This is a genomic window from Bacillus sp. SM2101 (genome assembly GCF_018588585.1).
Lineage (GTDB): Bacteria > Bacillota > Bacilli > Bacillales > SM2101 > Nanhaiella > Nanhaiella sioensis.
This window is the reverse complement of record NZ_JAEUFG010000020.1, coordinates 62,888-80,679: the sequence shown is the minus strand read 5'-3', so window position 1 is coordinate 80,679 and position 17,792 is coordinate 62,888. Positions and strand designations below refer to the sequence as shown.

The window sequence follows — 17,792 nt, the reverse complement described above, 5'->3', positions numbered from 1 at the left end:
ATGAGTCCGGTTCAATACCGAATGCATGCCTTAGAAGCTGCCTAAATATATATGTCTAACTTTATGGGTTCAGTTCATCATTTTATAGAATGAGAGTCTATTTTCTTTTATACAAACAATAATTAATTTCACACCAACTACATCAAATGCTTCCATTAAAGCTGTTCTTCAGACCCACATGCCCCATCCGAATCAGTAGCAGTTGGGAATGTGGATGATTCAGCTGTCTATATGTAAGATAATTATTTAGTTGAGGTTTTATTGTTTATAGTATCAGATTATAAATAAGGGCTGTTTAAAGTACGAAAAAGATCAAAAAAAGCAAAAATTAATGAAAATTACCTAGTACACAAATACACGCTCATTATACATAAATGGCATACTATAATTTATAAGATCCTTCTGCCAACCTCCCTGATCACCCTCCTTTCATGAACGGAACAGGGAGGTACATATATGGCTAAGTTGTATTTAGCCCTTTCCCCTCGTACAACTTTTAGTAGCTTATCTGCATCTTCAATATTAGCTGTTAGCAAGGTTCATTTGGTATGAGTTTTAAAAGTCAATCAACATATTGACTCAAAAAAACAGCCCTACTAAGTATGTGGGGCTGCTTCTTATAATCAAATATTTATGTAATATTTCATTAAAAGCTCCTGCTTTCTTTCTTCAATTTCTTTAAATATATCTACATTAGATGAATTTTTTCGTTTGCGTTTCAATATACCTTTTAACAATGTGATCACCCTTTAGTTTTGATACTTTAAGTATAGGCTAATACCCATTTTCTGAAACCGAGCAAAAGATTTGTTTTTCTCTCATACTTATGACTGAAATGATCCTCCTTCATTTGCTCCATCAAACACAAATTTTCACCCCCCATAAAGGTTAGGGGGTACATCATCTAAACCGAACCAACAGCTTTTATCCATTACTATTCTAAGTTTATTTAGCCCAATTATATAGAATAGCAAAAACACCCCTATCGTTTAAATAAGGCTGTTTTTGCAATATTTTTTCCAAGATATTCAAAAACGTTCTACAGTTAAATCAGTATTTACAGCGATCGCAGCTTTATTTCCTTCTGCTGCCGAAATCAATAGTGATGAAGGGACCAATTTTTCGGTTTCCCCAGCTATATAAATGTTTTTTTGAGTTGTCCTTCCCATTCCATCTGTTACAACAACTCCATTTTCGTCTATTTCACAACCTAGCTGTTCAACAAATGAAATGGGGCGATAAAACCTAGGTACAACAAACCCTCCTGATCTTGCTATCTTTTCTCCTGATTCAAATTCTATTTCATGTAAATGCCCATCAGCACCTATTAATTTTTTAACTGGCTCCATCTTTATTGGTATATGGCGCTTTTGCAGTTCTAAGGCTCCACCTTCACTTATTTCAACGCCATTTGTTACCAGAACTAAATCCTTAGACCAGTTGTAAACTAATTTTGTCATATGAAGCATATATTCTTCATCTTCTGCAATAATAACGAGTGGCTTTTCTCTCATCTCCCAGCCATCACAATATGGGCAACTAAAAATGCTTTTACCATAATAACCTCTAACAGATGGTATAGGAAATACTTCTTGAACACCAGTGGCTAAGACGATTTTTTCCGCAATAAATTCTTTATCGTCTTCGGTCCTAACAATAAATTTTCCATTATCTTTAATTATCTCCGTAATCTTTGTATTAAAGTAAGATATTGCAGAATACTTCTCTAATTCTTTTAACCCTATTTCTCTAAATTCATGTGGTTTCGTTCCGTCTCTAGTTATAAACCCATGTGATTCTTGAGTGACTCTATTCCTATTGGTTCCATCATCAAACAAACCAATATTTCTTCTTGCCCTACCTAAAGTTAAACTAGTACTTAACCCAGCAGCTCCTCCACCGATAACAATACAATCAAAAATATTCATTTTGACTCATCCTTTTCTGTTTTTATTTTTATAACAATTATTAAAGACCTTTTATATCCGTAATTAAGTTAAAGTTGAACAAGTACCTTTCCAAATCTTCCTCCCATTCTTAAAGGGATTTTACCTGTATATGTTTCACGTAAATATTCTTCGGATTTTTTTAGTAGCTTATCTTCTAAAGGGATTCCGTATTCAACAAACCATTCTGTTAATTTAGTTACGACGTTTTCGATATCTATGTCCACAATTTTCACATGTCTTTCAATTAAAGATTGATAAGAGTAACCTTTTAGAAAAAGTAGTTGTAAAAGATATGCCATATCAGAGGAACCAATTCCTTGCGAATCTACACCTATAATTGGTAATAGTTCATCCATTACATGATTTTCTTTTCTACTAGACATCCCACTTATATAACAATATTTCTTCGCAAACCCAAGTGCTTTTTCAACTATATTCCAATTGCTTATAGCCGGACACATAGATGAAAAGACGAGATCAAAGGATTGTTTATTATTGTCTTCCACAAAATCCTCAAACGGCTTTTGAATGATATTTACTTGAACAGAATGTTTTTTTGCATGTTCCGCTAACATAGTAGCTAAGTCTGAAGAGGGTTCGATAGTTGTAACCTCTGCTCCTTTTCTTGCCATAGAAATGCTAAACACACCAGATGCTGCTCCTATGTCTAACACAGATATCCCCTCAAAGCTAACACCTTGTTGTTCAATCCATGATAAAATTCTATTGCTTCGTTGTCTACCTTCATCACTGAACGACATTTCATCATAAGACTTAGCCCATTTTCTGAAGCCTTCTGTATTATAAGATCCCACCTGCCCCAACCTTTGCATTATTTTCACATTTGTATTAGGATCATTTTCCCAAGCAGACTCCCATGTTTTCTGATTAAATAAGTCTCTTCTCAATTATGATCACTCCTTCCATTTAACTTTAAATTCAATGACATTAAAGACATTTTATATCCGTAATTAGATTATAAAACAACGTTGACTGTTGTTTTATTTAAGCTACTTTCGTATTGAATTGTGTTTTTGTACAACAATATAAACACGTATAAAACAAGTTTTCCTGACTTTCTTCTATAAATCGATGACTGTTGAGAATTACGACATCTATTCTTCTTTTAGAAACAATAGCAACAAAGTATATGATAAAAACCTTTATTTAATTAAGTCAGAAATTTTACGCTTTCTTAATTCTTCTTCCATTTTTTCTTCTGAACTTAACATGACTTTTTGTATCGGACATTCAGGTCCATGATCATAACAATCAAATAATGAAGATCTTCCTTCAATTGCATCAATTATATCGAGAAAAGAAATTGATTCCCACCCATGAGACAATGAATATCCTCCATTAGCTCCAGATGCAGAAGTAACCATGCCTTCCTTAACAAGTTTCGTTAATATTTTCGATAAATATGTCGGGGAAACATTTAATTTCTCGGCAAGAACTTGTACTCCAACAGGTTTATTAGCATTTATTGTGGCTAAGTATAACATCGTATGCAAAGCGTGACTTGTTGCTTTTGAAAATTTCATTTTCCAACCTCACTTTAACAATGATTACAGACTTAAAAGGTCTTTAATAACGATTATAATTTAAACTTATTTTGATGTCAATTTAGGATACTCTACTTTATTTTGCTCACTAACACACTTTCAAATTACACTAATCTAGTAGGTTTTTGTCAATAAACTATCGGGGTGTATACTTCTTCAATCACGCACCATCTATGGTTTTTATGCTCATTTCTCACACAATCAACTATATTAAGACATATAATGTTTCATAAAATCAAGTATAGAATAGAGTTGAAGTAATGAGCACATATAAGACTACACCATGTTGTGGAAAAAGTGTCACCAAAGAGACAAGTGCTGCATGCTGTAATTGTCCCGTCTCGGCTGGAGAATTCTTTGGTAATTTTAATATGTCTTGTGGGCAGCAGGAGACTGTTTTCTTTATAAATGAAGGGATTGCACCAACTTTGAATGGAAGTATCGAAGTAGCTCCTGAATCTGATTGTGGAGTCAATGTAGTTGTTACCTCAAATGGAAACGACATCCCTTTTAGTATTGGGAGAGCATGTAACCCAGATTCTATAGGGAGAGGGAATAGTAGGAGCTTCGTATTTAAGAATGTAACTCAAATAGAAATTATATGTAATGGTAATGGGATGGATAGCTGTTGTGTAGGTAATTATTTCTTTACAATAGTAGATAGCTGTGTAACTGCCACTCCCCTAGGTGTTAGAAGAATCCTAACCTGATTATACAAAATATTAACAGTTTCATTTTTTTACATATGAAGAAATGGAACTTTCTTACTCACTAATTATGAGTTTCTTAAATATGATTTATTTGACCTATCACATAAATACAAGCTTAAAACTATATTGATATACCTAATATAAAGTACATCATAAAATTATCACACTCTCTCCCTGTTTCCTCTCTTCACGAAGAAACAGAGAGAGTTTACATATTTATAGGCTGTTTTCGCATTGATTGTTGCTTTTCGTACTAAGAACTAAATACGTATAAACCAAGTATTCGTAGCAGGTCAATTGCAAATTTTACGAAAAGAGCCTATTTATAAGATTATTAATAATAAACTTCTGATTAGTAACAATCACATGGTACTTCTACGAAATCATTGTTATATACAGGTGTACCTACCGTACAGTTATCTTTGTCACGAAAATACAGGTTTGCAAATACACACATACATTTACATTTATTCTCGGTTTCGATCACGAGTTCAGCGTGTCGAGTCATATCAAAATCAAATGTTCTACGAGTTCCTGGAGGAATCATTATTGTCTCTTCTTTAATTATTGATGGTTGATTTAATTCATCCCAATCAAATGCTGTAGCTCTAATTGTACATTCTTCTTCACCACGATTTAGAATTTCAGTATGTCCATTATCAGCACCGACTTCTCGGTACAAGACACCAGTAGTTCGTACTTTTCCTTTGGACATTTATACACCTCCTTCAACCTTTATAGTTCATAATATTCATTAATGAGAGAATAGCTTGGACTTATATATAGAAATAAAAAAACTATGCTTATATATATTTCAGAAGCATAGTTTATTATTTGAATTTGGATAGATATCATTTCTATTATGTTTTCAATGCATCAATCAATTACTTGTGTTTACTATACCTTAGCCCCATTTATCCATTTCAGCGTACACTATTTTATAGGATCTCCAGATATTATGTGCCAATGAAGATGTTTATAATCTTAGTAATCTCCTAGATTAGTCATTACTCTGCAAGCACCATGTTCCTCAGTAACTTTCGAAGCAACCTGTTTTATTACATCGAACATTTCAAGTAATAACTCATTATCATCTTCTTCAAATGTAATTAAAGAAGAGATGTGCCTTTTGGGTATGGCTACAATATGTGAAAGGCCTTGTATGATAATAAGCTAGAACATTATTAGTTTCCAATACTTTATTCACTAGAGTTTTACCACTTAATACCTCATCGCAATAAAAATCTTCCGTCATCATAAATCTCCTAGAATTTTATCTAATTACAATATTACACCAATTTAGTATTTGTTATAGGGGCCAATTGTTTTTTCTTATTCAACCCTTCCTTATAATTGATTAAAGATCAAAAAAATGGACTGATCAACAGTCCATTGTTGTTCAATTCTTTTGAGCCATTTTGCAGATTACTTAGCTTGCATACCTCTTTTGACCCAATCAGAACTTCCCGTTATTCGTTTACTACTGCCCATCGCATGTGATCTTCCCATACACCATTTACTTTCATCATTTTTCGAGACAAACCTTCATATTCAAAGCCTAATTTCTTTACTACTTGAATTGACCCTTTATTCCTTGGGATAATAGGTGCTTCAATACGATTTAAGCCAAAGTCTTCGAACACCACTTTAATGGCCTTTTCTAAAGCTTCAGTAATAAACCCTTGATTTATTTCATCTTTATCTATTTTGTAGCCAAGAATACAAGACTGCAGTATCCCACGAACAATTACACTAAAAGAAATACAGCCTATAACTCTAGCATAGCCTTGATCTGCTTTTTTAAATATCCACAACTTAAAAGAATTTCCCTCATTATAAGATTCGAGGTCTTTTGTTATATTATTTTCTTGAACCTCTAGAGTATAAAAATCAGAAGGTCTTTGTACCTCCCACTCTGCTAAGAAGTCCTTATTTCTTTGATAATAGGCAAGTACTTCCTCGACGAAGGTTTTATCTATTTGTCTTAAAACTAAACGTTCAGTTTCATATATTTTCATTTTTTCAACCTTCTAGTTTATATTTGGTCAGTTATACACTTATCTTCAACATTATTGCAGAAACAGCAGAAACAGTCTGTTTATGTAACCTTTACATAATTAAATTCTTTGTGAATAGAAACAAATAAATTATTGCTACAATAACAACAATAGCTAAACTTACTACTATGAATCCATAAATAAATCCACTTACTGACGCAAACACATCTAAAAACATGTTCTTAATAAAGTCGAGAACCTTCTTCATATATTTACCTCTCTACTAGTAATAGGTTTGTATAATTATAACTTCACTCTTTAAAACATCCTTTATATCTAAACTCTGCCCTCTAACTTAAGACCAATTATTTCAAATGTTTAGTACTTAGGCAACCTTTTGTTACCAAATATTTTACTAAAATAACAAAGACCCTTGTCTTATTTCAGCTTAACACCATTTTATTGAAAGCGAATACTTCTTATCATTTGTAATAACGCTTTGTGAAATAAAATTTTTCTTTCAGAGAAGCTATTTAAGATGACTGTTTTCCCATTGATTGTTGTGTTTCTTATTAAGAAATAAAATATGTACACAACTAGAGTTCTGGAAGATCGTTCAATTATTTATTTAACAATTTGTGTAGTAGCCAATAAAGAAGCTTTCACGACTAAAATCTTGATTTTTTACTGAATCAGCCTACATGCCCCAAAATATTTTAGCGTTATGAGCCAATTTACAAGAAATTCTTCTTTCTAATACACATATCGCCTACATATAAGCCCCTATACTTAAATATTGACAAAGTGTTAATCATCATCTATTATATAAATTATCCTAGTTTTGAGATAAATATTATTAGAATAAATAATATTAGATTATATATAATTAGGATAAATAATATTTTTTATTGTTTAACTGGCCAGTTATCAATATAAATTTAACTACAGAAAGGTGCTGTAAATTATGAAAAAAAATTTTTTAGTTGCTTTACTCTCACTTTTGTTAATGTTTGGTATAATCGGAAGCTCTTTTGCAGCTGGGTTTAATGACAACAATGAAAAATTAATTCAAGATGAAAGTTCAGAAAGTGAAGATAGTTCGTTATATCCAGCCCCACTTCCTGATAATGCAAAAGGAGCTATGATCCCTATGGATAAAGGGTATCTAGTCGAGGAAATAGGAGATGGAATTTATGCTGTGATGGATGGTATTTTCAGTACGATGTTTATGACTACTGGAAAAGGAGTTATAGCAGTGGATGCCCCAACTACACTTGGAGATAAGTATTTAGCAGCGATCAAAGAAGTAACGGATGAACCGATAAAATATGTCATTTATAGTCATGCACACCAAGATCATATTGGCGCTGCATCTATGTTCCCTGATGATGTAAAGATCATTGCGCATGAAGAAACAGCAAACATATTAGAAGAAAGACAAGACCCTAACCGCCCTATCCCTACACAAACTTTTAAAGGCGATAAAAAAGTGTTATCAATTGGAGATAAAAAGCTTCAGTTAGATTACATTGGAGATAATCATCAAGAAGGAAACATATTTATTTCTGTACCAGACCAAAAAGTTTTAATGGCTGTTGATATCGTTTTCCCAGGCTGGGTACCGTTTCGATATTTAGCTCTTTCTGATAATATTCCAGGGTGGATAGATGCGCATTATAAAATATTAGAATATGACTTTGACACTTTAGTTTCTGGTCACGTTACTCGCTTAGGCACACGTGAGGATGTAGAAACTCAAATAGAATACATCGAAGATATAATTGAAACTACTAAACTTGCTATGCAAGAGGTAAGTCAATTTGAAATTGGTCAAAGAGTTGGTTTTGAGAACCCTTGGTATGTCATGGATGTTTATTATAATGAAGTAATTAAAGTAGCTAATGACGATCTTCTTCCTAGATGGATTGATCGACTAGGTGGAGCTGATATATATACATCGCAACACATTTCCAAAGTACTTGATATGTTACGACTTGAATAAATAGTATTTTCTTTCCACATGTTCATACCTTTTAAACGTCTCCTCTTAAGCGTTTAAAAGGTATGAACTGCACCTGCAATATAAGTGAGATTCTCCTACATGAACGAATTGATACGTGTAGTGTTCCTTAATGAATACTCATATTATTGAATGACGTTAGTTGTTAAATTTCGTTCCTCCGATACAATTATTAACCTCGTCTAAATTCATTTACGAGGTTAATATAATTACTTACATATAAACTGCTTTACAGCATTAAAAATATAATAGTAAAGTTGTTAAAACTCGTATATCCGATTCAAGTACCATACTTGTGGAATAACATTTACTTTAAAAACTAATCAACTCAATAATCATTTCGTATCAAAATAACAAAAAGAACCCCTTTTGATAAAGCTTGATCAAAAGGGCTCTTTTTATGTGGATGTATACATTATTTTATTCAAAATGGTACAAACTTTGATTCAAATGAGCATTTGTTATAAGTTTATATCATTATTATTACACATGTGTGTTGCAATTTTTTATTTATCTGTATGAATCATGTGTTGGTTGAAATAAGTCTTCTTCAGCATTTCTAACCATTGAAAAGTGTTCAACATTGTAATGACCATGGAGAGTTTTATTATGGTGATTTATAATATCTTCTGCTCTTAAAACATCACTATCCGTTGTTGAATGTCCGTCACCGACTAATGTGACATCCAAACCACTAATAGTTGCTGTTCTTACAGCACTATCTATACAGTGCTGTGTTGCACAGCCCATAATAACAACATGCTCAATTTCTTGAGACCTTAAATGATTTAAAAGTCCTGTCCCATGAAATGAATTCGTAGCAGCTTTATCGAAAACCTTTGCATTTGCAGGTACATTTATATCATCGTGAATTTGAAACCCTTTTCCTTTACCTTCAGCAACATCCTGATCCCTTACAAAGACTACTGGAACTCCGGATATTTTTGTTTTTTCTATAACTAAATTGATATTGCTAATAAGTTGCTTTTTATTAAAAACCGCACTTTCTTCTTGATTCCCATCAATTAGTTCTTGTTGAGCATCAATAATTAATAATACTTGATTCAAGTGATTTTCCCCTTTCAAATTTGGGGAAACGCTATATAGTTAATTAGACGTATCCCCTGTAGTTTTGTTTACGTCAATATATTTTTTGTTAGTCATCATATCTACCTCCTTAACAAAGTATTGTCTCATTATTTTTCATAATATTTAGGCAACTAAATATTAACACAATTTCTTTTACAACGATACTTCAAAAAATTCATTTTTATCATTTTGTTAAAGATATTCCATAATAGATTTTTTCAGAAAGCCGCTTTTATACACTTTCCCAAAAGATATAATAAACGTTCGCAAAAGTTTACGAAATAATATTCACTACGATCTCTTGCATAAATCCCAACTCTCAATCCACTCACTAGGCTTTGATTATTCATACTCTATACACTATAATTCCTAGTTAGTTTAGTTACTACACTGAAACACATAGTTTATGTAGAGTCAGTATAAAGTGGTTTAATCCACAAATCTTCTAAATGTCTTCATGAAAAATAGTATCATTTGGCATAATGGTACGGAGTTTATGGACTTCGTCTTTGTTTGTACTATGAACAAAAAATTCTGTTCCCCAATGTCCTGAGTTAAAGCATTTAGTTTCATCATTATAAAAAAAGAGAGAAAACCATTTCACTCTCCCCATGTTATCCAAGTAATCGGATAACAGATAGTTTACCAGATGAGGATGTAATTCAGTTTGTAAAATGGTGATCTCGTCTAGTACGTGTTTTATATTAGTACCTTTTATTGACACCAATTCCTTTATAGTTTTCTTTTCCACATTCCAACAATGTATTTCAACCGTATTACTTTGTGCTGAAAAGTATGTAATTAGAGGTATCCAGTAATCATAAGATATAGGGATTGCTACATCTGAGTTTTTCTCCCTATACAGGGGTACAGCAAAGTACAATTTTGAGTGCATTACATCTTCCTCCTTTTTAGTCTTTTATATTAAATATTAGTTATCACACTATCACATATGAATAGTACATTATTTGTCTATATTTTTATTAAAATAACAGGCAGTGATTGTAAATGAATACCCACACAATAAGAACTAAATTACAATACCCTCACTTCTCTTACAGTTGAAAGCTTAATAGTAATGAGTGAATGTTGGTATTTTGCCATATTCGCAAATAAACACTTTTCTGATTTGTTCCATAAAAGTGCTTATTGTTTAATAACAACTATTTATTTACCTACTCGTTCAAAAGCTAGGTGTCCTGCTAAACCAGTTAACACACTACCCATGAACCACCGTTGAACCTTTTGCCATGTAGGACGTGTTGAAAACCATACAGCTATTTTACTAGCTGTTAAAACAATGAGCAGATTAACGATAAAACTAATTATAAGTTGCGTAAGACCTAGAGTAGCACCTTGGAGAAGTAATGAACCTTGTGCTGGATCTTGAAATTGAGGAAGTAAAGATACATACAAAATTGCAATTTTAGGATTTAGTAAATTAGTCATGAATCCCATTAGAAACAATTTTCTCGGCGACTCAATAGAAAGGGTTTGCGGGGTTAAAATTGAAGTCTTTGCATTAAATGAATTCCAAGCAAGCCAAAGTAGGTAAGCAACACCTGCCCATTTGACGAATTCATAAATAAAGGGAACTGCACTAAATAATGAAGCAAGTCCGAGTAATGTCGCAACTAAGTAAATCACAAATCCAAGCATAACACCTAAAAGAGAGATGATTCCTGCAATTCGTCCTTGAGTAATAGAACGAGAAATAAGATAAATCATGTTAGGACCCGGAGAACATACAATACCAAGTGAAACCAATGTAAAAGCTAATAAACTCCCAATGCTAACCATAAAATTTCTCCTTTCAATATATTAATAGTTGGAAATATCTGCTTAATTATAAATAATGACATCATTCTAGTCAAAGAAAATAAACAGTCATAAAGAAAGCTGCTTCTCTATTAGACTTTCCTCCTTCTGTTCTTCCTGTACTCTACTACGGTTGTAATATTTTAAACAACTATTTAACTTCGTTTATATATCTTCATTTTTATTTGAGTAAGTTGGAATAAGTATACTTCCCATAATAAACATCACTATTGCAGCCCCAATAAAAATATAACGGAATAGTTCTTCTTGATAATATACAGCCTTTATCCCAATTATGATCCATCCTAATAGGATGAGGATTTTTCCAATAAGTCCCTTTGACATCATTACCATCCTCCTATTATTTTCCTCTGGATATATTATCAAATTTTTCCATTTATGTAAATCTAATATTTTGATAGTCAGCTCTTTCCTTTTTCACAAATAAAAAGGTCTATTTTCAGCTCCTTGTAACCTAAATCATTTTCATTTCAGGTTATACCTAATTTGCCAAAGATAATTGTATTATTTTTCATATTTTCAAGCAAAAATTTATGTTCTACGAGATAATTACCGATTTTCCCGAACGAGAAAGCTAAGCCAACATATACTGTTGAAGAGTAAAATTTATTACATCACTCACAATATTATATTTCACCATTTACCCATTCTATCGATCCAGGTCATTTTACTAGTTTCTTAGAATATAACAAGAGTCTCAGTTGTAATATTTATTACATCGTTTAATATTCTTAAATTATCATTATTAGGTGAAATATCCTTCATTAATATTTGTACAATTTTAAAAGAAATGAGGTGAAATTATGTCAGATGCTCTACAAGTCTATACTTTTGGAAAAGATAATAAGGGCAACCTTATGCCTCTTCAAGGCGTTCAAGTGGTGACTACGACAGATAACCCTTCGGTTTCGATAAATTCATTAACTACAGATTCCAACGGATTTGGACGAGCTACTGCCAACGGTCTCGGTCAAAGTGTGAATACAGTAACTACTTTTCCCACATTTCATCCCCCTAGTGGAACTAGCTTTGCTACGAATGATATGGAAGGTGTTACGGTTACACTGAACTTCACAACACCTATTATCTCAGTGCCACCGAACCTTGATTTAATACTTAATCAAACTAACACTACCAAAATCACAGTTTACTCATTAAGTGCGCCAAATAGAATTAAAACCGTAGATGATTTGTTGGCACAAAGAAAGCCTTTAGAAGGTGCAGATGTACGTCTCGTAAGAAACCAAGTACAAAAGGATCAACAATTTAGTAATAGTGATGGCGTAGCACAACTAGACATGCAGTCTTCAACGACCATGGTTGGTTTCAATATTGAAATAGGTGCTAGTGGGTATTTTAAAATTAATCTAACTCCATTTACAGTTGGTGAAAATCTTGGGGTTACGTTTGATGCTTACCTAACAAAAGATATTGTACCTCAACCTTAGTAAAGATTTCCGTAACAACATACACATTAAGTTTACGAATATAGTGGTTCAGTTCTTTACTCAATAAGGATTATTTTAAACACTAGTGTTTATAATTCCTAAGAAATTAAATAATGGCCCTTTCAATGAAAAAAGAAGCCTCTTCGAGAAAGGCTCCGTATTGATGAAGGGGTTGTTTTTCGTACGAATAAATAAACACGAAAACAACTAGATTTTCTGCCATATTTTCTTTAGTAAAATGACAGCTATATGGAATGATAGTAACAAATTTAGTTAGTAATAAGTTACTTCTGCACTAACTGAATGAGGTTGCCACATGTATCATTGAAGATAGCTATTGTGACTTCACCCATGGCTGTCGGCTCCATAGAAAACTTCACACCTTTTTCCATTAATCGTTTGTACTCTCTTTGAATATCTGTAACACCAAACATTGTTGCTGGGATGCCATCGGCAAATATCTTCTCTTGATACTCTTTAGCGGCAGGATGGTCATTCGGTTCGAGTGAAAGCTCTGTACCGTCCTGATCATCGGGAGAAACGAGCGTTATCCACCTAAATTTCCCGGCAGGAACGTCCTCCTTTTTTACAAACCCAAGCTTTACTGAATAAAAATCTAGTGCCTTGTCTTGATCTTGCACAAATATACTCGTAACAACGATTTTCATACTTGGCAGCCTCCCTTGTCTACAAAGAACATAATATTCCAATTTGATAAAATTACACTTGATTTGATGATAATTCGATAACATTTATCCTTCTTAATACTAAATTATATGACAATAGTTTATATAGCCATACACGTTACAAACTTTATTTTTTCCCTTTCCTTCTGTATAAAACTCCCCCTATAAAAGATGTTATTATCAAAAGAAGTAGGGGTATGACACTTTTATCGAGACCTTCAATTAAGATAGCAAATAGCATTCCTAAAAGCATTACTCCCGATATAATAAAGTAAACTAAAGATGTGTCTATATATTCTTTAGCTGTAAATTCTTTTCTTCTAATCATAAATATCTCCCTTACAACCGAGTGTATTCATTAAAAGCTCATTTCGTAAACATTATTGCTATTGTAATTAAATTAGTACTATAAAAAGTGGCTTTAAATTGTTAGGTATAGTTGTATGGAAGAATAGATGCCACGAACTCAAGTTGTGTACGTTAAGTTTTGCTTCTTAAACGAAACACAATAATCAACACTTAACACCGATTATTTCAAATGTTTAGTACTTAAGCAATCCCTTTTTACAAAATATGGACATAAAAAACACTTTTGTTAATTTCAGGTTTATAGTAAAACATGTTGAAGCAACTGATTAAATATAAAAATACTAGTGGTAGAATTATAGCAAGAGAATCTGGAAAGGAAGTATTTTTTATGTTAGAAAACAAAACAATAATAATGTTAATGAAGTTATCAGACCGTAAATATTGGGGGATGTCGATTCTGAATTATGTTGTATTAATAGGTAGCGTGTCAGTAATCGTGTTGTACGTGTTAGACACTCCTATTAGAAGAGTAATAGGTCCGTATGCTTTTCTTATTTCCATAATAAGCTTTATTGATCATCATGTTTATTATAAATTAGTTAAGAAAGTCAAAGAACAAGAAGAGGTTGAGTACGAGAAAAATAACCAGTAGAAAATATAACAAGGCCATTAAAGGATTTTCTACCTTTCCTACAGGTTCTTTCCACTCTATTATGTTTTATAAAAGGTCCTACGGATTATGAGTTCAACCAATCAATTTTCGATTGCTATTATTCTAGCTCTACAACATTCTTGTATCATGAATAACCATGGGCTAGTACATTCACCATTCTCAGTGTATTTTAAAAATGTCATTATTTTTATTATAGATTTTCAAATAAAAATTCTGTAATTTCTTCATTTAAGTCATGATGGAACTGCTCTCTATTTAATCCAGGTGGGTCTTGTGATGGAGGAAACGATGTATTTGTCATTCCTTTTGGAAATGGGCTAAGAAACGAAAAATGTCCTGCATTTTTAACAATTTTATGTAGGATCGTTGTACTGTCAGGTATCCCATTCAATATAATGTCTGCATGAAAAGAAGGTGTAATTTGATCTTTCTCCCCTACATACATCAATATAGGGATGTTTATGTCATCCAAAGCACCCTTATCTTTAAACCAGACTGAAGCTGGTGCTAGCAGAACTAAAGATTTAATTCTATAATCAGGTGTAACATTAACAAGATGAACTTTTCCATCAGAAGATTCATATGGAAAAGAAGTTGGTACTCCTCCTGCTGCAGCTAATGCTGTGTACCCTCCCATAGAATGTCCGATAACTGAAACAGAATCTGGTTTTAAAATTTTTGAGAAATTTTCATTATTAAAGAACCAATCGATTGCCATAGAAATATGCTTTGGCCTAATCGTTAGGTTATCTACAGTACCTTCTAATGTATTGTCGTTTATATTGTTAAATGGGTGCTCAATCATTCCTACAACAAATCCTTTGCGAGCCAAATAGGAAGCAATCGTTCGATAAACTAAAGGTGAACCACCGGTGCCATGAGATATCAACACCAATTTGAACACACCTGCTTGAGGCTTAGCATTACTTGAAATATGCAATTGATATGGTCCAATGTTATCCACTTTTTCAGGAATACTCGTTGGATACATAACAAATATTGAAAATGTTATATCTAATTGTTCGTCAGTAAGCTCGACTCTTTTATAACCAGCAAACCATTCTTCATTCATAAAATTCAGCTCCTAATAATATAGAATTATATTCCGCTATATCCCAATGCAATGAACTATCTATACTCCTATTTCCTTTATAACAAAAAAACACCAAACAATATTTTATAAGTAGCAATGATCTATTCCACAGATTGAATTCCTATTTAAATAAGACATACTTAGAGTTGTAGTTGAGTATCATTAATTGACTTAAAACGATACCTTTTTTATAGGAACATAAATATTATTTTGTAATAAATTTTGGGAATTTATATTACATCTCTCACTAAACTCGGTAGTACCTGCATGTTCATAACCAGAGTGTGGGAACCATTCTTCATATATTACGCGCCAAGTTTCTTGAATTGATTTACTAAAATCTGCTGGTTTTACTTTTGGTGTAGTAAAAACAGCAAACTCTGTTTCTGGAAATATTCTAGAAGTTTGACCTTCCTCCACTTGATCAAAATCATATACTTCTGCTCCGATTATATATAAAAATTCTCCAGTTTCTATATTAAAATCTGTACAAATGCCTAACTCAACCATTTTGTCACTATGAATACAATTTTGTATCTTCGCACCTAAATTTCGCTCTTTATATACCTTCCAAAAATGTGGAATTTCTTTAAAATTCCTTCCATCATCTATCGTCGTTCTTAGCTCATAACCAACCACTTTATATTCAGGTTTTTTAATAATACGAAAATCCATTTCAATTCCACCTAAGTAGGGATTATATCGACGCTGCAGCACATTTGCCTTTGGATATAAATGTGTTTTAATACGTCGTTTTCTATATTCGCTAGGTGTCATTTTAAATAATTTTTTGAAAGAACGTGTAAAGGTTTCATGGGACCTAAATCCATTTTCCAGAGCAACATCAATTACTCGAATATCTGTACAGGAAATTTTATTAGCCGCTTGCACTAACCTCCTTTTTCTAACGTACTCCATTACCGATGCTCCTACCAACGTATGGAATACTCTATGAAAATGATAGATTGAAAAGTTAGCTTTATTAGCTAGCTCTTCAAGTGTTAAGTCATTTTGTAGGTTTAACTCAATATATTCAATCACTTTCTGAATCGAATAATGATATCCCATTGGTAGTTTAACTCTCCTCTCTTGTTTAATTCTATCTCTTTCAGTTTGAGATTTCTTGACGTTTTTTGCTTTTGTATTTGAAGCAGGAAATATTGAAAAAGAGTTTGTTAATTTAAGAGGGCGTTTATGTAAATTTTTGTAAAGAGGAACAGCAATCATAAATTTCTTTTAATCTTTCGAACTAGATTTGAAAAGTACTATAAAATATGATGATATATAAAAGTAGGGGGCTTAATGTGGGAATATACGTTTAAGCAGCTTTCTTGCTAATAGCAAGCTCCTATTACAAGAAACAGTAATTATAAATAATTTAGCGGTCTTTTCTAATTTATAAATATTTTTAAATAAGGGAGCTGGATATACCTTATTTAAACGAGAAAGACTTCTTACCGAACAATGCTCCAATATTATTGACAAAGAGCATTCACCTCCATTTCATCTCCTGTAATTTGCCAGATTCATTAGCCGGCTACTAGTCATTATCCATCATTTATCTTCTCACTCTGGAGTGTTGTAATATGAACAAACATTATCCCAAACCAATCTAAGTAAGGTATTTTCACGGTCTTTCTAATCTGGTTTAGGTATCCACTCAAATATATTGTGAGACTCAAGGTTATCAATGAGATGGTTTAACCATTCATAGTACTGTAACGCTTTATTAAGCTTGTTTAAATCCTGTTCAATTACTACCTTTATTTGCTCATCAATATCGTTACTTAATAAGATATCTTCTATTTCATTTTTAGACTTCTCAATTGCTTGTATATTAATCATAGTTGCATGTCTCCACTGAATGGAAAAGTAATCTATAAAGGTCTGATACCAATCGTCTTCAACTACATATTGATCCTTTCTTGATCCTTTTTTCCACACTTTATCAACCATTTTCAAATCCATTAATGTACGAACTGAAGTACTCATACTCGTCTTACTCATACCTAGCGCTTCTTTCATCTCATCTAACGTCATAGGTTCATTTTGAAAGAATAGCAAACCATATAACCTGCCAATTGATGGAGTTACACCATATAAGGACATATTTTTTGCAATAGAATCAATTACTCGTTCTCTCGCTTTTATAAGTCTCTCTTCCTTGTCCATAACAATTCGCTCCCTATTCCAAGTTGTTGTAATTATAGACTACTCATTTATTCTTACATTGTAAAGAAACGAAATACTAAGGATTTCAAACAATATGAGAGGAATTGTAAGGTACTCTACGGTCAGTTTGTACAGTCTATTCTGTACGTAGTTTATGACGCTGTACACTCCCTTATCCGCTTTGTAATCAAACTTATGGTTGCATACAATATAAACTGTTGGGTAGAGATAAGAGAGTGGAC

19 protein-coding genes and 1 pseudogene are annotated in these 17,792 nt (G+C 32.5%); 4 read left to right on the top strand and 16 right to left on the bottom strand.

Annotated elements, in window-relative coordinates; translation table 11 throughout:
- Positions 1-1,028: 1,028 nt before the first annotated feature.
- The 3 genes from JM172_RS17570 to JM172_RS17560 all read right to left on the bottom strand — a co-directional run bounded on the left by JM172_RS17570 (position 1,029) and on the right by JM172_RS17560 (position 3,493).
- Entirely contained in the window at positions 1,029-1,928 is a 900-nt protein-coding gene (locus JM172_RS17570; RefSeq protein WP_214483684.1) for an NAD(P)/FAD-dependent oxidoreductase, read from the bottom strand.
- 68 nt (positions 1,929-1,996) lie between these two features.
- On the bottom strand, positions 1,997-2,857 hold the full coding sequence (locus JM172_RS17565) for a class I SAM-dependent methyltransferase (RefSeq protein WP_214483683.1): 861 nt from the start codon (positions 2,855-2,857) through the stop codon (positions 1,997-1,999).
- Positions 2,858-3,112: 255 nt separating this feature from the next.
- The gene (locus JM172_RS17560; protein ID WP_214483682.1) at positions 3,113-3,493 is read right to left on the bottom strand and encodes an RrF2 family transcriptional regulator; all 381 of its coding nucleotides are present in this window, start codon (positions 3,491-3,493) and stop codon (positions 3,113-3,115) included.
- A gap of 281 nt (positions 3,494-3,774) precedes the next feature.
- On the opposite strand from JM172_RS17560, the gene JM172_RS17555 reads away from it, so the two are divergent.
- Positions 3,775-4,224, top strand: a complete 450-nt coding sequence (locus tag JM172_RS17555) for an S-Ena type endospore appendage (protein ID WP_214483681.1) — start codon at positions 3,775-3,777, stop codon at positions 4,222-4,224.
- A gap of 352 nt (positions 4,225-4,576) precedes the next feature.
- Here the strand turns inward: JM172_RS17555 and JM172_RS17550 are convergent, their stop codons facing one another.
- From JM172_RS17550 to JM172_RS17535, 4 genes and pseudogenes are all read right to left on the bottom strand, one after another.
- Entirely contained in the window at positions 4,577-4,939 is a 363-nt protein-coding gene (locus JM172_RS17550; protein WP_214483680.1) for a hypothetical protein, read from the bottom strand.
- A 269-nt stretch (positions 4,940-5,208) separates the two neighbouring features.
- Positions 5,209-5,482, bottom strand: a pseudogene (locus JM172_RS17545) (HIT domain-containing protein).
- Between the two features lie 211 nt (positions 5,483-5,693).
- Positions 5,694-6,242, bottom strand: a complete 549-nt coding sequence (locus JM172_RS17540; protein ID WP_214483679.1) for a GNAT family N-acetyltransferase — start codon at positions 6,240-6,242, stop codon at positions 5,694-5,696.
- A gap of 91 nt (positions 6,243-6,333) precedes the next feature.
- Positions 6,334-6,489: a hypothetical protein gene (locus JM172_RS17535; RefSeq protein WP_214483678.1), complete on the bottom strand. Its 156-nt coding sequence runs from the start codon at positions 6,487-6,489 to the stop codon at positions 6,334-6,336.
- A 696-nt stretch (positions 6,490-7,185) separates the two neighbouring features.
- Here JM172_RS17535 and JM172_RS17530 point away from each other — a divergent pair.
- Entirely contained in the window at positions 7,186-8,223 is a 1,038-nt protein-coding gene (locus tag JM172_RS17530; protein ID WP_214483677.1) for an MBL fold metallo-hydrolase, read from the top strand.
- A gap of 528 nt (positions 8,224-8,751) precedes the next feature.
- Here JM172_RS17530 and JM172_RS17525 read toward each other — a convergent pair.
- From JM172_RS17525 to JM172_RS17510, 4 genes are all read right to left on the bottom strand, one after another.
- The gene (locus JM172_RS17525) at positions 8,752-9,309 is read right to left on the bottom strand and encodes an isochorismatase family protein (protein ID WP_214483676.1); all 558 of its coding nucleotides are present in this window, start codon (positions 9,307-9,309) and stop codon (positions 8,752-8,754) included.
- 466 nt (positions 9,310-9,775) lie between these two features.
- Positions 9,776-10,225: a hypothetical protein gene (locus tag JM172_RS17520; RefSeq protein ID WP_214483675.1), complete on the bottom strand. Its 450-nt coding sequence runs from the start codon at positions 10,223-10,225 to the stop codon at positions 9,776-9,778.
- Between the two features lie 272 nt (positions 10,226-10,497).
- Complete coding sequence (locus JM172_RS17515; RefSeq protein WP_214483674.1) at positions 10,498-11,130, bottom strand: LysE family translocator; 633 nt, start codon at positions 11,128-11,130, stop codon at positions 10,498-10,500.
- Between the two features lie 183 nt (positions 11,131-11,313).
- Positions 11,314-11,493 carry a hypothetical protein gene (locus JM172_RS17510; RefSeq protein WP_214483673.1) on the bottom strand — a complete coding sequence of 60 codons (180 nt, stop codon included), beginning with the start codon at positions 11,491-11,493 and terminating at the stop codon, positions 11,314-11,316.
- A 479-nt stretch (positions 11,494-11,972) separates the two neighbouring features.
- Here JM172_RS17510 and JM172_RS17505 point away from each other — a divergent pair, with 479 nt between their 5' ends.
- Positions 11,973-12,617: a hypothetical protein gene (locus JM172_RS17505; protein WP_214483672.1), complete on the top strand. Its 645-nt coding sequence runs from the start codon at positions 11,973-11,975 to the stop codon at positions 12,615-12,617.
- A gap of 284 nt (positions 12,618-12,901) precedes the next feature.
- On the opposite strand, the gene JM172_RS17500 is transcribed toward JM172_RS17505, so the two are convergent.
- Positions 12,902-13,285, bottom strand: coding sequence for a VOC family protein (locus tag JM172_RS17500; protein WP_214483671.1), 384 nt, complete (start codon positions 13,283-13,285; stop codon positions 12,902-12,904).
- A gap of 145 nt (positions 13,286-13,430) precedes the next feature.
- Positions 13,431-13,631 carry a hypothetical protein gene (locus JM172_RS17495; RefSeq protein WP_214483670.1) on the bottom strand — a complete coding sequence of 67 codons (201 nt, stop codon included), beginning with the start codon at positions 13,629-13,631 and terminating at the stop codon, positions 13,431-13,433.
- A gap of 369 nt (positions 13,632-14,000) precedes the next feature.
- On the opposite strand from JM172_RS17495, the gene JM172_RS17490 reads away from it, so the two are divergent.
- Complete coding sequence (locus tag JM172_RS17490) at positions 14,001-14,264, top strand: hypothetical protein (RefSeq protein WP_214483669.1); 264 nt, start codon at positions 14,001-14,003, stop codon at positions 14,262-14,264.
- A gap of 211 nt (positions 14,265-14,475) precedes the next feature.
- Here JM172_RS17490 and JM172_RS17485 read toward each other — a convergent pair whose 3' ends face one another.
- The 3 genes from JM172_RS17485 to JM172_RS17475 all read right to left on the bottom strand — a co-directional run bounded on the left by JM172_RS17485 (position 14,476) and on the right by JM172_RS17475 (position 17,550).
- The gene (locus JM172_RS17485) at positions 14,476-15,357 is read right to left on the bottom strand and encodes an alpha/beta hydrolase family protein (RefSeq protein WP_214483668.1); all 882 of its coding nucleotides are present in this window, start codon (positions 15,355-15,357) and stop codon (positions 14,476-14,478) included.
- A gap of 192 nt (positions 15,358-15,549) precedes the next feature.
- Positions 15,550-16,446: an AraC family transcriptional regulator gene (locus JM172_RS17480; protein WP_214483667.1), complete on the bottom strand. Its 897-nt coding sequence runs from the start codon at positions 16,444-16,446 to the stop codon at positions 15,550-15,552.
- A 570-nt stretch (positions 16,447-17,016) separates the two neighbouring features.
- Positions 17,017-17,550: a GbsR/MarR family transcriptional regulator gene (locus JM172_RS17475; protein WP_214483666.1), complete on the bottom strand. Its 534-nt coding sequence runs from the start codon at positions 17,548-17,550 to the stop codon at positions 17,017-17,019.
- Positions 17,551-17,792 lie beyond the last annotated feature (242 nt).

Coding starts and splice junctions, on each gene's coding strand:
- JM172_RS17570 (WP_214483684.1), bottom strand. CDS start 1,928: ATGAATATTTTTGATTGTATTGTTATCGGTGGAGGAGCTGCTGGGTTA.
- JM172_RS17560 (WP_214483682.1), bottom strand. CDS start 3,493: ATGAAATTTTCAAAAGCAACAAGTCACGCTTTGCATACGATGTTATAC.
- JM172_RS17555 (WP_214483681.1), top strand. CDS start 3,775: ATGAGCACATATAAGACTACACCATGTTGTGGAAAAAGTGTCACCAAA.
- JM172_RS17550 (WP_214483680.1), bottom strand. CDS start 4,939: ATGTCCAAAGGAAAAGTACGAACTACTGGTGTCTTGTACCGAGAAGTC.
- JM172_RS17540 (WP_214483679.1), bottom strand. CDS start 6,242: ATGAAAATATATGAAACTGAACGTTTAGTTTTAAGACAAATAGATAAA.
- JM172_RS17535 (WP_214483678.1), bottom strand. CDS start 6,489: ATGAAGAAGGTTCTCGACTTTATTAAGAACATGTTTTTAGATGTGTTT.
- JM172_RS17530 (WP_214483677.1), top strand. CDS start 7,186: ATGAAAAAAAATTTTTTAGTTGCTTTACTCTCACTTTTGTTAATGTTT.
- JM172_RS17520 (WP_214483675.1), bottom strand. CDS start 10,225: ATGCACTCAAAATTGTACTTTGCTGTACCCCTGTATAGGGAGAAAAAC.
- JM172_RS17515 (WP_214483674.1), bottom strand. CDS start 11,130: ATGGTTAGCATTGGGAGTTTATTAGCTTTTACATTGGTTTCACTTGGT.
- JM172_RS17510 (WP_214483673.1), bottom strand. CDS start 11,493: ATGTCAAAGGGACTTATTGGAAAAATCCTCATCCTATTAGGATGGATC.
- JM172_RS17505 (WP_214483672.1), top strand. CDS start 11,973: ATGTCAGATGCTCTACAAGTCTATACTTTTGGAAAAGATAATAAGGGC.
- JM172_RS17500 (WP_214483671.1), bottom strand. CDS start 13,285: ATGAAAATCGTTGTTACGAGTATATTTGTGCAAGATCAAGACAAGGCA.
- JM172_RS17495 (WP_214483670.1), bottom strand. CDS start 13,631: ATGATTAGAAGAAAAGAATTTACAGCTAAAGAATATATAGACACATCT.
- JM172_RS17490 (WP_214483669.1), top strand. CDS start 14,001: ATGTTAGAAAACAAAACAATAATAATGTTAATGAAGTTATCAGACCGT.
- JM172_RS17485 (WP_214483668.1), bottom strand. CDS start 15,357: ATGAATGAAGAATGGTTTGCTGGTTATAAAAGAGTCGAGCTTACTGAC.
- JM172_RS17480 (WP_214483667.1), bottom strand. CDS start 16,446: ATGGGATATCATTATTCGATTCAGAAAGTGATTGAATATATTGAGTTA.
- JM172_RS17475 (WP_214483666.1), bottom strand. CDS start 17,550: ATGGACAAGGAAGAGAGACTTATAAAAGCGAGAGAACGAGTAATTGAT.